Raw genomic sequence first — 13,998 nt, 5'->3', positions numbered from 1 at the left:
GCCGGCCGGCACGTGCCACCGGGCCGACCGAGGCCGAGCGGGCCGACCGGACCGAGCGGGCCCGACCGCCCGGCAGTCCGGCAGTCCGGGCGGTCGGGGCGCGGTCAGCGGACGGAAACGGGCAGCGTCTCGAAGCCGCGCAGGACCAGGCGGTCGCGGCGGGTCGGAACGCCGCCCGGGGCGAGCCGGGGGAAGCGGGCGAGCAGCGCCGGCACCGCCACCTCCGACTCCAGCCGGGCCAGCTGGGAGCCCAGGCAGTAGTGCGGCCCGCCGCCGAAGCTCAGCGGCTGGCTGTCCGTGCGGCGCGGGTCGAACACCTCGGGGCGGTGGTGGCGGGCCGGGTCGTGGTTGGCCGCGCCGAGCAGCAGCAGCGCCACGTCGCCGGGCGGCACCGGCAGGCCGTCGACGGCCAGGTCGTCGGCCAGGGCCACCCGGGAGGTGAGCTGGACCGGGGAGTCGAAGCGCAGCACCTCGTCGGTGAAACCGGCCGGGGTGACCGCGCCGCTGCGCAGGCCCGCCACCACCTCGGGGTGGCGGAACAGCAGGGCCAGACCGTTGCCGAGCAGGTTGGTGGTGGTCTCGAAGCCGGCGACCAGCAGCAGCACCAGGTTGGCCAGCAGCTCCCGGGCCGGCAGCCGCTCCGGGTCGTCGGCGGCGATCCGGGCCAGGTCGGTGACCAGGTCGTCCTGCGGACGGGCGAGGCGCTCGGCCGCCAGCGCCGTGAAGTAGTCGGCGAGCTCGTCGGCGGCCGCGTCGGCCTCGGCCAGCTCGGAGCGGTCGTCGACGAACTCCAGCGCGACGGTGAGGTCGGAGGCCAGGCCGCGGAAGCGGTAGCGGTCCCGCTCGGGGACGCCAAGCAGCTCACAGATCACGCCGACCGGAAGGCGGAAGGCGAAGGCGTCCATGAAGTCCACCGGGGAGCCGTCCGCGCCCTGCTCGGCCATCTCGTCCAGCAGCCGGGCGACCGCGGCCTCCACCGCCGGACGCAGCGCGGCGACCCGCCGGGCGGTGAACACCGAGGCGATCAGCGGGCGGACCCGGGGGTGGTCGGGCGCGTTGCGCTGCAGGATCGAACGGCCGAACAGCGCCAGCGAGGTGTGCTCGGCGAACTCCGGGGTCAGGCCCGCCATCATCTCGGCGGTCGCGACCGCGAAGGCCGGGGTGCGCAGCACCCGGTCGACCGCCGCGTGCCCGACCACCAGGAAGGTGCCCGGGCCGGCCGGCATCACCGTGCCCAGCTCGTGCGCCCGCGCGTACAGCGGGTACGGGTCCGCCGTGCCCTCGCCCGTCAGCAACTGCTCGATGATCGCCGCGCCGTCCATCCGCTGCTCCCCTCCGGGGGCCCTTCTCCTCGGGCCCCGATTCCTGGTTCGTGAACCACCGTCGGGCGCGGCGGAGTTCCCGTCCCGGCCGGGCCATCCGGGCGGGACGGCCCGGCCTGCCCGGCCACCGGTGGGCGGAGGGCCGTCGGCCGGCTCGGTAGGCTGGACGGCATGGAGATCTGGATCAACCCGCGTTGCGGCAAGTGCCGGTCCGCGCTCGGCGTGCTGGAAGCCGCCGGGGCCGCGTACACCGTCCGGCGCTACCTGGAGGACCCGCCCACCGCGGCCGAACTGGAGCAGGTGCTGGAGCGGCTGAACCTGGAGCCCTGGGACATCACCCGCCTCGACGAGCAGGTCGCCAAGGACCTCGGGATGAAGCAGTGGACCCGGGAGGAGGGCGACCGGGCGCGCTGGATCGCGGCGCTGGCCGAGCACCCGATCCTGATCCAGCGCCCGATCATCACCGCGGACGACGGCCACGCCGTCGTCGCCCGCACCCCGGAGGCCGTCAAGTCCGTCCTGCCCTAGCCCTCTCTTCCGGATCCCGCCGGGCCGGAATCGAGCCCTGCGGACCCTGGCCCGGGCCGGTCAGTGCAGCTGGATCCGCTGCACCGGCCGGCCCGGGTGCCAGTTGAGGACCCAGAGGTGGCCCTCCCCCACCGCGGTGTGCACGACCTGCTCCAGCTCCAGCCGGAAGGCGTGGAAGGGGGTGGGCGGCGGCTCGGGCAGATCCGCCGCGTAGGCGGCCAGCTCGGTCTCGTCGGTGATCTCGACCGCGCGGCCGGAGACCTTGGAGTCACCGCCCTCCATCCGCTCGCCCCCCGGGTGGGCGTGCAGCGCGAAGCGGCCGTCCCGCTGGAGGTCACGCGCCTTGGCGGAGCCGTACATCGACCCGAGCATCAGGTCGGCGCCGACGAAGTCGACCTCGGTGCCGCTCACCCGGGGCGATCCGTCCTTGCGCAGCGTCGCCAGGACGTGGTGCTTCTCGGCCTCGAACCGGGCCCGCACGAGGGGCGCGAGGTCCGGGGCCTCCTGCTCGAAATCCTGCCAGGTAGCCATGGCGCCAGTCTGGCACCCGGTACCGACACCCGCCGGGCACCGCCGGACGGCTGTCGGTGCCCGGTGCCAGACTGGCGGGGTGACCACCACGACCACGTACATCGCCTTCCTCCGCGCCATCAACGTCGGCGGCCGGACGGTGCGGATGGAACGGCTGCGGGAGCTCTTCACCGAGCTCGGGCTGGACGGCGTCCGGTCCTACATCCAGAGCGGCAACGTTTTCTTCACCACCGACGAGCCGGACCGCGCCGCCCTGACCGCACGCATCGAGCAGCACCTGGAGCAGTCCCTCGGGTACCCGGTGCCGGTGCTGCTGCGCACCGTCGACGAGGTGGCCGAGCTGCTCGCCGCCGAGCCGTTCCGGGGCGTCGAGGTGACACCGGACGTCCGGCTGGTGGTGGCCTTCCTGTCCGAGCCGCTGCCTGCCGACCTCGCCGTCCCGTACACCTCGCCCAAGGGCGACCACGAGGTGATCGGCGCCGACCCGGGCGCCGCGTACGTGGTGATCCACCTGAGGAACGGCAAGTGGGTGACCGGGGAGCTGTTCGGCAAGGCCTATCGGGGCTCGGTGACCTCCCGGTTCCTGCACACCACGGAGAAGATCCTGGCGGCGGCCCGCAAGGGCTGACACCCCGTCGGGCCGGTCGCCTGACCGGTCGTCGGGACGGTCGTCGGGACGGCCCGTGGACCGCCCCCGGGCGGCCGGAACCGCGCGCGCCCGGCCAGCGTCTGGAGTGCAGTGACGTACTCATCGGGCGCCGGCGGGCGGCGCGTTCTGGACAGTCCCGGCCGGCTGAGCCGACAATCGGGCCATGACGACGTCTCCTGAGTTCCGCGGCGGCGCGCTCCGGCCGTCCGACGCCGAACGGGAGCAGGCCCTCGGCGCGCTCCGGGACGGCGCGGGCAGCGGGCGGCTGTCGCACGACACCTTCCTCGGCCGGATGGAGATCGTCCTCCAGGCCACCAGCAAGGGCGAGTTGGACGCGGCGATGACCGGGCTGCCGACCGGGAACCCGGTCGAGCGCCTCGTGCTGCGGGCGGTCGGCAGGGTCTCCGCGTTCGGGGACCGGCTGAACCGCGCCTGGCGCACCGAGCGGCTGCCGGGGCTGAGCCTCCCGCAGGCCGGTGCCGTCCAGTTGACGATCGGCCGGATCCCCGGCTCCGGGCTGCGGCTGCACGACGCCTCGGTCTCCCGCCAGCACGCCGAACTCCGGCACGAGGGTGGCGGCTGGGTGCTGTACGACCTCGGTTCGACCAACGGCACGCACGTGAACGGCCGCCGGATCGCGGGCGGCGTCCGCGTCCGGGCCGGCGACCAGGTCCGCTTCGGGAACCTGGAGTTCCGGCTGGCCTCCGGCTGACCGTGCCCCGGCCCGGCGGCACGGAGGGCGGTGCCGGGTGGCGCTGACCGCGGGCCGCCGGCGCCCGGTGGCGCTCTGCGTCAGTGCGGGAACTGCCGGGGCGGGCGCTGCCGGGGCAGGTCGTCCCGGAACTCCTCGATGACGGTGCTGATCTGGCGGGTCAGCACGGTGTGCTCGATCCGGTCCAGGTAACGGTTCTCGGCGGCCAGCGCCTCGACGGTCACCCCGAAGTAGAGCGTCATCAGCGGATTGACGAAGAGCTCGCCGCCCTTCGTCCGGTCGGTGAACCGGACGTCGCCGAACTCGCCGCGCAGCGCCGCCGCCACCGAGCCGTTGACGATGCTGGGGTGCTCGGGGAAGGCGGCCCGGGCGTGCTCGACGGCGTCCAGGTAGAGCACGCCCTCCCGGCTGCCGCGGGGGATGGAGAAGGCGCCGAGGTAGCCGCCCGCGCGCTCGATCGCCGCGAGGTTCTCCAGCACCAGCGCGTGGTTGACGCCGTGGTGGGCGTCGACGCCGAAGCCCAGGCAGGCGACCAGCCGTTCGGGCACCCCGGTGAGACCGGCCACCGCGGCGAGGCTGGCCATGTCCTCCTCCGGGGTGCCGAGACCGGCCTCGTCCCCGCGCATCAGGATGTCGGTGCCGCCGTCGACCAGCAGCACCGCGTCGACGCCCAGGCGGCCGGTGAGCGCCCGGTAGGCCTCGCGCAGCGGCTGGACGCCCACGGACGGGAACGCCCACACCGTGTCGGGCATCCCGTGCCGGTGCAGCCAGCGCGCCAGGGTGCGCTCCGGGAAGTAGCCCTCGGGGGCGGCGGTGTCCGGGCCGATCCGGGCCACCTCGGGCTCCGCCCAGACCTCGGCGGGCAGGCCGTAGAGGTGGGTGAAGGAGAGGTTCGCCAGGTGCACCTCCTTGCCCGCGGCGCGCAGGGCGAGGGCGATCGGCAGACCGGCGTACACGTCGAAACCGCCCCCGGCGCCGGCGATGAGGATGCGCTCGGCGGCCAGCAGCCGGGTGAGCAGCGGGGGTTGCAGCAGTGAGGTCATCGGCGGACGGTAGCACCGGGTACCCGCGGGCCGGCGCCGAGGGCCGGGCGTTGTCAGTGGCGGGTGCGAGGATCGCCGCATGACCCAGGAGACGGACGTCGACCCCGAAGTCCTGCGCGAAGCCCGCGAGCGGGCCCGCGAGTTGATCCGGTGCGGCTTCCAGGAGCCGGACGAGATAGCCGAGTCCCTGGTCGAGGTCCTCGACGACCAGGGACTGACGCAGGAGGAGGCGGAGCGGATCGTCGCTCCGCTGTGGGACGAGCGGCTGGCCGAGCAGGCCTCCTGGCCCGCGACCACGGACGTGGACCGCCTGGAGGCGGCGTTCGACGCGCTGGAGGAGCAGGGCGTCGTCGCGGCGATGGACTTCACCTGCTGTGCCATCTGCGGCTACGAGGAGATCGGCGGCGAGGCCGACGAGGGCTCGCACGGGTTCGTCTTCTTCCACCAGCAGGACACCGAGGCGGCCGCCGCCGGTCAGGGCCTGATGCTGCGGTACGGCGGTTTCCGCACCGGGGCGGAGCCCGCCGGGGTGGCGGAGCGGCGGACGGTCGAGGTCGGCCGGGCGGTGGTGGCCGCCCTGGCGGCGGCCGGGTTGCCGGCGGAGTGGGACGGCTCGCCGCACACGGCGATCCGGGTCGCTCCGCTGCTGTGGCTCAACCGCCTGCCGGAGTGACGGTGGTGGCGTCGGCGCCGGGGCCGCGGTGGCGACCTGCGCCGGGGCGCCGGGGGTCGGCCCCTGAGGGCACCGTGAACGCCGGGGACGCCGGGGAGTGAGGCCTGCGCGAACGGACGCCGGCGAGATGGACCGGTGCGGTGGACTCCGGCTTCGGCTCGGCATATGCCTTCGGCGCATGCCACGCGCGTAGACGAACGGCCCGAGAAAAGGCCGGGCAGTCAGTCGGCGATGCCGCCCAGGTCGCCGGGCCCGCTGTCGCCCGGCCCGCCCGACGCGCCCCAGAGCTGGGCGGTGCAGCGCTGGTAGGTGGCCTGCCAGTGCGGCCAGTTGCGGGCCACGTCGTCGTCGCAGTCGGCGAGCAGCCGCTCGACCGTCGCCGGCTCCACCCCGTCCAGCAGCCAGGCCAGCGCGTCCGCCGTGCCCGGGCCGTCCGCCGAGCGCAGCAGGTCCAGCAGCTCGCCCAGGCCGCCGAGCCGGGAGGTCTCCGGGACCACCAGCTCCATCCGGGGCAGCAGTTGGCGCTCCTCGATCCGCAGGTGCGTCTCCAGCCGGGCCGCCAGGTCCTCCATCGCGTACGCCACCGGCCAGGCGCTCCCGGTGTCCCGGCTGGCGATCCGGACCAGCGTGGTGACCCGGGTGAAGGAGTGGTCGAGGTTGTGGTGGTCGGCCTCCAGCCAGTTGAGCAGCAACCGCAGCTCGGGCGCGAAGCGGCGCACGATCGGCCAGATCCGGGTGTCCTGCTGCTCGTGGTGGCAGGTCAGCATCGCGGTCACGAAGGTCCAGTGCCGCAGCAGCGCCTCACCCGCGTCGTCCTCGCCGGGCTGCAGCAGGCGCAGCGCGTTGGGCAGCCGGGCGAGGTCGCGGCGCAGCGCGGAGTGCACCAGCCGCAACCCGGCGAAGCGGGCCGTCGCCGGCTCCTCGTCGGCGGCCAGCGCGGACGCGGCCGCACCCCTGGAGTCGGCCCCGGACTGCGCCTGCTCGGGCACGGCGGGGGACGGCTGGGGCAGCAGGTGGATCGGCATGGGACTCTCTTCACGAGGTGGCGGATCGGGCGGGCCGGCCGGTGGGACGCGGCGCCATCCAAAGTGCTCACAGTCGATCAGAAGCGAATCAATGTCCGATTGACGCGCAGGTCACAGGCGTTTATGCACCCCCGGGCGGCTGCGCCGGGGACGCCGCCGGAACGCTGCGGCGACCACCGCCGGACGGGCGGCGGCGGGGCCGGGCACAGCCCGACGCAGCCGGGCCCGGGGTGGGAACGGGGGCCGGCCCGGGAACACCGAGGGCCCGGGACACCCGTGCGGGTGTCCCGGGCCCTCGGCCGCGTTCGGCGTGCGCGCGCACCCGTCCGCCGTACCGGGTCAGTCGGCCGCAGGCCCGGCCAGGTTCTTGCTCAGCCACTGCAGCGTGTCCGGGATCATCTTCTTGAAGTCCGAGGTCAGGTGCTTGCCACCGGGCTGCTCGTAGTACTCCAGGGAGGTGGGCGGGGCGGCCTTGGCCACCCAGGCCTTGACCAGCTTGGTCTCGTACGGGTTGGCGCCGCCCGCGGTGACCAGCATCTTGACGTCCGCCTTGCTCTGGGCGACCAGCACGTCCGGGTTGTTGGCCGCGCGCTCGGCGTCGTGGCCCTTCCAGAGCCCCGAGTCGGGGACGTAGTAGCCGTCGATCGGGACGGCGGCCTTGTAGACGTCCGGGTGCTGCAGGGCGAGCTTGGCGCTGCAGAAGCCTCCGGTGGAGGCGCCCATCACGCCCCAGCCGTCGCGGCCCTTGAGGGTGCGGAAGTTGGCGCGCACGAAGTCCGGGATGTCCTGGGTCATCCAGGTGCCCATCTTGGGCTGGCCCGGGATGTCGGAGCAGTCCAGCGCGTTGTGCTCGTCGCCGTTGAAGTTCTGCACCGGCATGATCATGATGAACGGGTGGGCCTTGCCGGCCTTCACCAGCTCCGCGTTGCTCTCCTGGATCGGCAGCTGGTTGTCGGTCCAGGTGTTGTAGCCGTTGCTCTGGCCGCCCGCGAAGAGGGTCAGCACCGGGAAGCCGGTCTTGGCGAACTTGGGGTCGTTGTACTCCGGCGGCAGCCAGACCCAGACCTTGCCGGACACCCCGGACTTCGCGCCGGTCACCGTGGTCACCATGATCGGGCCGGCCGCGGTGTCCCGGGCCTTGGTCAGGGCGGCCTGCGGACCGGTGGGCATCAGCACCTTCCCGGTGGCGGCCGTGGGCTCCGCGGTGGTGGGCGATCCGGTGCCGGTGCCGCTCGGGCTGCCCGCCGCAGTGGTCCCGCTCGCGCCCGGGGTGCCGGCCGCCTTGGCGCCGTCCCCCTTCCCGCCGCCGGAACTCCCGCAGGCCGCGAGCGAGGCGGCCAGGGCGAGTGCGGCGGCGCCGGTCAGGACGGCGCGGGAACGGGACGACTGCCTAAGCACGGTGAGGACTCTCCGACCGATGTCGCGCCCGGTCCGTCTGACCGGGCGGCGGCCCCCCGGTGGGGCCGGACAGGCCCGGGGGCACGACGGTGGTACGGCCCCCGGGACGGCGGCGTGCCGCCCCTCGCGGTGGCGCGCCGTCCTGCGATCTTATGACGTGGGCCGGGGTGACCCGGTTGCGCGGCGGGCACCGTAAATCCAATGTTTGTTCGCGATCGGGTAAAGGTCTTCACCGCTCCCGCCGGACGGCGGGGGCCGGACGGCGGGGGACACAGCGGTCGGCCTGCCCGGGGGCGCCGATTTTGGGGCCTTCGACCAGTGACGCCGGCCGCCCCATCCGCGACGATCGCGTCGACGGGGCCGCCCGGCGGCCCCGTCTGGCCCCGCCGGACCGGGTCCGCACGGACCGAGCAGGGCACCCGAGCAGAGCAACCGAGCAGAGCAACCGCACAGAGCACCGAGGAGAGCGCCATGCCCCAGCAGATCGCCGTCGTCACCGGAGCCGGGAGCGGCGTCGGCCGGGCCGTGGCGGTCGAGCTGGCCGGGGCCGGCTGGCAGGTGGTACTGGCCGGCCGGCGCGCCGAACCGCTGCGGGAGACGGCGCGACTGGGCGGCACCCCGGCCGTCGCGGTGCCGACCGACGTCACCGACCCGGCGGCGGTGGACGCGCTGTTCGCGGAGACCGCCGAGCGCTTCGGCCGGGTGGACCTGCTGTTCAACAACGCCGGCACCTTCGGCGCGGCCGTCCCGGTGGAGGAGCTCGAGGTGGCGGCCTGGCGGGCCGTGGTCGACCTCAACCTGACCGGTGCCTTCCTCTGCGCCCAGGCCGCGTTCCGGCAGATGAAGGCACAGGACCCGCAGGGCGGCCGGATCATCAACAACGGTTCGATCTCGGCGCACGTCCCGCGGCCGCACTCGATCGCCTACACCGCCACCAAGCACGCCGTGACCGGGCTGACCAGGTCGCTGTCGCTGGACGGCCGCCCGTACCGGATCGCCTGCGGGCAGATCGACATCGGCAACGCGGCGACCGACATGACCGCCGCGATGGGCGCCGGGGTCCGGCAGGCGGACGGGCGGATCGCGCCCGAGCCGACCATGGACGTGGCCGACGTGGCCCGCACCGTCCGGCACATGGCCGAGCTGCCATTGGAGGCGAACGTGCAGTTCGCCACCGTGATGGCGACCGCGATGCCGTACATCGGCCGCGGCTGACGGCCGGGAGCGGGCGGACGGAACGGCAGGGCGCGGCGGGGCCGACGGAACGTCGCGACGCGGCGGGGGCCGGCAGGACGCGGGCCCGGCCGCCCGCCTACTCGTCGTGCGAGTGCCGGTACCGCAGCCCGCCGCCGCCCTCGTCCAGCCGGTAGACGCTGGTGGTCGGCCAGTACTCGCCGTTCTCGGCGACGGGCAGTCGGGCCCGCAGGACCATCCGGAGCACGGGCGGCGGGGCGGCGGCGTGGACGAGCTTGCGGTGTCCGTCCCAGCGGCCGCCGCACAGTTCGAGGTCGAGGACGAGGGGGGTGGTTCTCATCCCGCGATGGTGTCAGCGCCGGACCGCCGCCCGCGGGGCGAAGCGGTGCGGCCACTCACACGGGGGACCCCTGTCAGCCTGGGCTGACAGGGGTCCCCGCATCACGGACGGCCCCGGGGGCCGTCCCGAGGGCCCGGCCCCCGGGGCCGGACGGGCCTTACGGGCGCCAGGTGTCGTTCAGGGTGACCGTGCCCGAGGAGGGCGCGGTGGCGCTCCGGTTGGCCCCGGACTCCCAGGTCACCGCGCCGTTGGCGTCCTTGCGCACGTACTTGTACTGGAAGGCCGTGCCGGCTGGCAGGGTGAGCGACAGCGACCAGACGGGGTAGCCGGCCGAGGAGAGCGGCAGAGCCTTGGCCGGGTCCCAGCCGCCGAGGGCGGGGACGTCCCCGACCACGTAGACGTTCTGGCCGTACGCGGTGGTCGCGTTGACGTTGAACGAGGCGCCGGTGGTCGCGGCGACCGCGCCCTGGACGTAGAGCGCGACCGCGTCGCCCGCGCCGACCGTCGCGGTGAACTGGCCGTTGGCGCCCACCTGGTAGGTCGGGCCGGTGCAGCCGCCGCCCGGCTGCGGGTCACCGTGCTGGACGTCGCAGTAGGTACCGGCCGGCAGCCCGGTCTGGAAGGTCTGGGTGATCGCGCCGTTCTCGTGGTTGATCGCGACGTAGCCCTTGTTGCCGCGGCCGAACGCGATGGCGTTGTTGCCGTTGGACCACCAGTTGGTGACGCCGGTGCCGGCGACGGCGTTGCGGAAGCCGACCATGTTGGCGACCTGCCGCCAGGCGTGGGTGCAGTTCCAGCCGTCCTGGTAGCAGGCGTTGACGGTGCCACCGTTGGGCGGGCCGTCGTCCTTGTTGGTGAAGGAGTAGCCGGAGTAGACGTTGGGCGCGCCGTACGGCGAGGCCAGCAGGAAGACGTTGGCCAGCGTGTAGGTGTTGCCGTAGGTGTAGTTGAGGGTGGAGCCGTTGCGCTCGGTGTCCCAGTTGTCGATGAAGCTGCGCGCCTGGCCGCTCGGCAGGTAGCCCCAGGACGCGCCCCAGCCGTTCAGGTTGGCGAGCTTGTCGCTGGTGAACATCCGCTTGAGGTCGGTGCCGACCCGGAACTCGTCCACGTCGCCGGTGCCGGTGTACTCACCGGGCTGGATCGGCTCGCCGGCGCCGTAGATGACCTCCTGCACCCAGTAGGCGCCCGGGTTGGCCATCTTGGCCTTGATCGCGGCGAGGTCGGCGGCGGCGATGTGCTTGGCCGCGTCGATCCGGTAGCCGTCGACGCCGAGCGCGCCCAGGTCGTCGAGGTAGTGCGCGATGGTGGTCCGGACGTAGGAGCTGCCGGTGTCCAGGTCGGAGAGGTTGACCAGCTCGCAGTTCTGGACGTTGGAGCGGTCCTGGTAGTCGGTGATCGGCTGGCGGCAGGAGTGGAAGTCCTGGTCCTGGTAGGTGCCGGGGTAGGTGTACTTGCTGTACGCGGTGCCGCCGGTGCCGGTGCCGGAGCCGGCCGCCATGTGGTTGACCACCGCGTCGGCGATCACCTTGACGCCGGCGGCGTGGCAGGTGTCGACCATGTTCTTGAAGGACGTCCGGTCGCCGAGCCGGCCGGCGATCCGGTAGCCGACGGGCTGGTAGGAGGTCCACCACTGGGGGCCCTGGATGTGCTCCTGGGGCGGCGAGACCTCGACGAAGCCGTAGCCCTTGGGGCCGAGGGTGGAGGTGCAGGCCTGGGCGACCGAGTCGAAGCGCCACTCGAAGAGCGTGGCGGTGACGTCCTTGCCGTTTGCGGTGGGCGGGGTGGCCCCCGCGGTGGGGGCGCCGAGGGTGGTGCCGAGCGAGAGCGCGAGCGCCGCCGAGGCGGCGAGCGCTCCGGCCGCGCGGACGGGCCGGCGGGTGGGGGCGGTGGTGACCACGTCGTCTCCTGGGGGTGGCTGGGGTGGGGCAGCCGGAGGGTGAAGCCTGCAGGAAGTTTCTGTAACTTGCCGGAAACTTGCAGCGCTGAACCTAGAGCCGTCGACACACACCGTCAAGAGCCTGGAAAGAACGTTTCTGCATACCCCGCGCCGGGCTCGTAACCCACCCCGCCGGACCCGGCGCCCAGCCCCGGCCGGACACACGACAAGGACCCGCCGGACGCACGACAAAGGCCCGCCGGACGCACGACAAGGGCCCGGCAGCCGTGGCTGCCGGGCCCCTCACCTGTCCTGGTTCACCGGGCCCGAGGAGGCCCGACCCGACCTCAGCCGGTCTGGACGGAGGTGTCGTCGATCACGAAGCTCGTCTGCAGCGAGGAGTCCTCGACGCCGTTGAACTTCAGGGTGACCGTCTGGCCCGCGTAGGACGAGAGGTCGAAGGTGCGCTGCTGGTAGCCGGCCGCGGCGTCCACGTTGCTGTAGGTCTTCAGCGTGGTGCCGTTGACCGAGACGGTCAGCTTGTCGTAGACGGTGGAGCCGGTCTCGGCGGTGTCGATGTGCAGCCAGAAGCTCAGCGTCGCCTTGCAGCCGGCCGGGATGGTGACCGTCTGGGACAGCGAGTCGGTGTGGCTGGAGCCGTAGCCGTTCAGCCAGGCCTTCCAGGAGCCGCCGTGGGCCGCCTGCGAGGAGCTGTTGTCGACGACGCCGGAGCTCGCCGTCCACGGGGAGGCGCTGCCGGTCTCGAAGCCGGCGTTGCCCAGCAGCTGCGCCGGGGTGCAGCTGCCGCCGCCACCGCCGGTGACGGTCCAGGTGAAGCTGGTGTTGCCGCTCTTGCCGGCCGAGTCCGTGGCCGTGACGGTCACGTTGGAGGTGCCGGCGGCCGTGGCGGTGCCGCTGATCACGCCGGTGGAGGCGTTGATCGACAGGCCGGCGGGCAGGCCGGAGGCGCTGTAGGACAGCGGGGCGGTGCCGCCCGTGGCCTTGATCTGCAGGTTCACCGAGCCGTTGAGCGCGGTCGACTGGTTGCCCGGGTTGGTGACGGTGACGCCGCCCGGGTTGGGCAGCGAGCCGACGTTGACGCCCGCCCAGGCGGTGCTGACGGCCGTGAGCTCCGCGCTGCCGGCACCGTACAGGTCGGTCGCCGCCTTCTCCGTCGCGGTGCGCGCCGCGGCGTAGTTGGTGGTGGAGGTCATGTAGGTGGTCAGGGCGCGGTACCAGACCTGCGCCGCCTTGTCCCGGCCGATGCCGGTGACCGCGATGTTGTTCTGGGTCGGCGAGTTGTAGCTGACGCCGTTGATGACCTTCGCGCCGCTGCCCTCGGCCAGCAGGTAGAAGAAGTGGTTGGCGACGCCGGAGGAGTAGTGGACGTCCTTGTTGCCGACGGTGGAGGACCAGTAGTCGGCGGACTGGCCGTCCTTGGACGGCTTGTCCATGTACCGCAGCGGGGTGCCGTTCCCGTTGATGTCGATCAACTCACCGATCAGGTAGTCGGGGTTGTCGGTCGGGATGTTGGCGTAGAACTCCACCATGGTGCCGAAGATGTCCGAGGTGGCCTCGTTGAGGCCGCCGGACTCGCCCGAGTAGTTCAGGTTGGCGGTGGCCGCCGTGACGCCGTGGCTCATCTCGTGGCCGGCGACGTCGAGCTCGGTGAGGGGGTGGGTGTTCGAGTCACCGTCACCGTAGGTCATGCAGAAGCAGGAGTCGTCCCAGAACGCGTTCACGTAGTTGTTGCCGTAGTGGACCCGGCTGTAGGCGCCGACACCGTCGTTGCGGATGCCGTTGCGGCCGAAGGTGTTCTTGTAGTAGTCCCAGGTGGCCGCGACACCGTAGTGGGCGTCGACCGCCGCCGACTCGCCGTTGGCGACGGTGCCGTCGCCCCAGGTGTCGGTGGACTTGCTGTACAGGGTGCCGGTGCCCGAGGTCCCGTGGTTCAGGTTGGTGGTGTACATCCCACCGCGCGTGGTGTCCTTCATCTGGTAGGACGACCCGGACTGCGAGGTGCCGATGTTGACGTTGCCGACGAAGACGCCCTTGCCGGTGCCGGTCTGGATGCCCTCGAACTTCTGGATGACCTGACCGCTGGTGGCGTCGGTGACCACGTGCAGCTTGCTCGGGGTGCCGTCCGACTCGGTGGAGGAGACGACGGTCTCCCAGGCGAGGCGGGGGTTGTTGTCCGCGGCCCAGACGACCAGGCGGGGCGCGCTCTCCAGCGCGGCGCCCGACTCGGCGGCGAGCGCGGCCGACTGCGCGGCCGGCGCCGCCAGCTTCGGCGTGGTGCCGACTCCGCTCAGCGAGGCGCTGCTGGCCCGGTCCACGCCCTTGGTCGCGCCGGTGGCGGACTGGTGGACCACCAGGTCGCCGCCCAGGACGGGCAGCCCGTTGAGGGTCCGCTCGTACCGCAGGTGACGGGTGCCGTCCGCGTCCTGCACGACGTCCTTGGTGACGAGCTTCTCGTCGCTGCTCAGGCCGAGGGTCTGGGCGAGGGGCGCGGACTGCTGGTTCGCCGAGGCGATCAGCGCGGCCCGGGTCGTCTGCTGGGCGGCGACGGCGGCCGGGGCGTCCGGCGTGGCGGCCTGGGCGATGACCGGTATGCCGGTCACCAGCAGCGCGGTGGTGGCGGCCATGACAACCGCCGCCTTCCGGGCGTGAGCGTAACGGGACATGCGGACTCCTTTTCCGACCGGTG

The 13,998-nt window shown here is 73.2% G+C and carries 13 protein-coding genes; 5 read left to right on the top strand and 8 right to left on the bottom strand.

Annotated elements, in window-relative coordinates:
• Positions 1 to 104: 104 nt before the first annotated feature.
• Positions 105 to 1,322, bottom strand: coding sequence for a cytochrome P450 (locus ACIA8Q_RS18330; RefSeq protein WP_360207575.1), 1,218 nt, complete (start codon positions 1,320 to 1,322; stop codon positions 105 to 107).
• Between the two features lie 171 nt (positions 1,323 to 1,493).
• Between ACIA8Q_RS18330 and ACIA8Q_RS18325 the strand changes: the two genes are divergently transcribed.
• On the top strand, positions 1,494 to 1,850 hold the full coding sequence (locus ACIA8Q_RS18325) for an arsenate reductase family protein (RefSeq protein WP_360207577.1): 357 nt from the start codon (positions 1,494 to 1,496) through the stop codon (positions 1,848 to 1,850).
• 60 nt (positions 1,851 to 1,910) lie between these two features.
• Here the strand turns inward: ACIA8Q_RS18325 and ACIA8Q_RS18320 are convergent, their stop codons facing one another.
• Positions 1,911 to 2,381, bottom strand: coding sequence for a pyridoxamine 5'-phosphate oxidase family protein (locus ACIA8Q_RS18320; RefSeq protein WP_360207579.1), 471 nt, complete (start codon positions 2,379 to 2,381; stop codon positions 1,911 to 1,913).
• A gap of 79 nt (positions 2,382 to 2,460) precedes the next feature.
• Here ACIA8Q_RS18320 and ACIA8Q_RS18315 point away from each other — a divergent pair, with 79 nt between their 5' ends.
• Both ACIA8Q_RS18315 and ACIA8Q_RS18310 read left to right on the top strand, forming a co-directional pair.
• Positions 2,461 to 3,009 carry a DUF1697 domain-containing protein gene (locus ACIA8Q_RS18315; protein WP_360207582.1) on the top strand — a complete coding sequence of 183 codons (549 nt, stop codon included), beginning with the start codon at positions 2,461 to 2,463 and terminating at the stop codon, positions 3,007 to 3,009.
• Between the two features lie 184 nt (positions 3,010 to 3,193).
• Positions 3,194 to 3,742, top strand: coding sequence for a DUF1707 and FHA domain-containing protein (locus ACIA8Q_RS18310; protein ID WP_360207585.1), 549 nt, complete (start codon positions 3,194 to 3,196; stop codon positions 3,740 to 3,742).
• Between the two features lie 80 nt (positions 3,743 to 3,822).
• Here the strand turns inward: ACIA8Q_RS18310 and ACIA8Q_RS18305 are convergent, their stop codons facing one another.
• A complete protein-coding gene (locus ACIA8Q_RS18305) occupies positions 3,823 to 4,785 on the bottom strand; it encodes a DUF1152 domain-containing protein (protein WP_360207588.1) in 963 nt (320 codons plus the stop codon).
• Positions 4,786 to 4,864: 79 nt separating this feature from the next.
• Here ACIA8Q_RS18305 and ACIA8Q_RS18300 point away from each other — a divergent pair, with 79 nt between their 5' ends.
• Positions 4,865 to 5,458: a DUF6891 domain-containing protein gene (locus tag ACIA8Q_RS18300; protein WP_396317448.1), complete on the top strand. Its 594-nt coding sequence runs from the start codon at positions 4,865 to 4,867 to the stop codon at positions 5,456 to 5,458.
• A 221-nt stretch (positions 5,459 to 5,679) separates the two neighbouring features.
• Here the strand turns inward: ACIA8Q_RS18300 and ACIA8Q_RS18295 are convergent, their stop codons facing one another.
• Both ACIA8Q_RS18295 and ACIA8Q_RS18290 read right to left on the bottom strand, forming a co-directional pair.
• Positions 5,680 to 6,483, bottom strand: coding sequence for a hemerythrin domain-containing protein (locus tag ACIA8Q_RS18295; protein ID WP_396317447.1), 804 nt, complete (start codon positions 6,481 to 6,483; stop codon positions 5,680 to 5,682).
• Positions 6,484 to 6,822: 339 nt separating this feature from the next.
• Positions 6,823 to 7,881 (bottom strand): alpha/beta hydrolase-fold protein, encoded by a 1,059-nt coding sequence (locus ACIA8Q_RS18290; protein WP_360207596.1) that lies wholly within the window; start codon positions 7,879 to 7,881, stop codon positions 6,823 to 6,825.
• Between the two features lie 471 nt (positions 7,882 to 8,352).
• On the opposite strand from ACIA8Q_RS18290, the gene ACIA8Q_RS18285 reads away from it, so the two are divergent.
• Positions 8,353 to 9,096: an SDR family oxidoreductase gene (locus ACIA8Q_RS18285; protein WP_360207599.1), complete on the top strand. Its 744-nt coding sequence runs from the start codon at positions 8,353 to 8,355 to the stop codon at positions 9,094 to 9,096.
• A gap of 97 nt (positions 9,097 to 9,193) precedes the next feature.
• Here ACIA8Q_RS18285 and ACIA8Q_RS18280 read toward each other — a convergent pair whose 3' ends face one another.
• The 3 genes from ACIA8Q_RS18280 to ACIA8Q_RS18270 form a co-directional block, all read right to left on the bottom strand.
• Complete coding sequence (locus tag ACIA8Q_RS18280) at positions 9,194 to 9,415, bottom strand: hypothetical protein (protein WP_360207602.1); 222 nt, start codon at positions 9,413 to 9,415, stop codon at positions 9,194 to 9,196.
• A 157-nt stretch (positions 9,416 to 9,572) separates the two neighbouring features.
• Positions 9,573 to 11,312: a carbohydrate-binding module family 20 domain-containing protein gene (locus ACIA8Q_RS18275; protein WP_360207604.1), complete on the bottom strand. Its 1,740-nt coding sequence runs from the start codon at positions 11,310 to 11,312 to the stop codon at positions 9,573 to 9,575.
• 326 nt (positions 11,313 to 11,638) lie between these two features.
• Positions 11,639 to 13,975 (bottom strand): M4 family metallopeptidase, encoded by a 2,337-nt coding sequence (locus ACIA8Q_RS18270; RefSeq protein WP_360207607.1) that lies wholly within the window; start codon positions 13,973 to 13,975, stop codon positions 11,639 to 11,641.
• Positions 13,976 to 13,998: the final 23 nt, after the last annotated feature.

The organism is Kitasatospora sp. NPDC051705, from assembly GCF_044453265.1.
In the GTDB taxonomy this organism is placed as follows: domain Bacteria; phylum Actinomycetota; class Actinomycetes; order Streptomycetales; family Streptomycetaceae; genus Kitasatospora.
Note: the sequence above shows the minus strand (reverse complement) of the source record. Positions and strands in the feature narration are given on the sequence as shown.

Coding starts and splice junctions, on each gene's coding strand:
- ACIA8Q_RS18330 (WP_360207575.1), bottom strand. CDS start 1,322: ATGGACGGCGCGGCGATCATCGAGCAGTTGCTGACGGGCGAGGGCACG.
- ACIA8Q_RS18325 (WP_360207577.1), top strand. CDS start 1,494: ATGGAGATCTGGATCAACCCGCGTTGCGGCAAGTGCCGGTCCGCGCTC.
- ACIA8Q_RS18320 (WP_360207579.1), bottom strand. CDS start 2,381: ATGGCTACCTGGCAGGATTTCGAGCAGGAGGCCCCGGACCTCGCGCCC.
- ACIA8Q_RS18310 (WP_360207585.1), top strand. CDS start 3,194: ATGACGACGTCTCCTGAGTTCCGCGGCGGCGCGCTCCGGCCGTCCGAC.
- ACIA8Q_RS18305 (WP_360207588.1), bottom strand. CDS start 4,785: ATGACCTCACTGCTGCAACCCCCGCTGCTCACCCGGCTGCTGGCCGCC.
- ACIA8Q_RS18300 (WP_396317448.1), top strand. CDS start 4,865: ATGACCCAGGAGACGGACGTCGACCCCGAAGTCCTGCGCGAAGCCCGC.
- ACIA8Q_RS18295 (WP_396317447.1), bottom strand. CDS start 6,483: ATGCCGATCCACCTGCTGCCCCAGCCGTCCCCCGCCGTGCCCGAGCAG.
- ACIA8Q_RS18285 (WP_360207599.1), top strand. CDS start 8,353: ATGCCCCAGCAGATCGCCGTCGTCACCGGAGCCGGGAGCGGCGTCGGC.
- ACIA8Q_RS18280 (WP_360207602.1), bottom strand. CDS start 9,415: ATGAGAACCACCCCCCTCGTCCTCGACCTCGAACTGTGCGGCGGCCGC.
- ACIA8Q_RS18270 (WP_360207607.1), bottom strand. CDS start 13,975: ATGTCCCGTTACGCTCACGCCCGGAAGGCGGCGGTTGTCATGGCCGCC.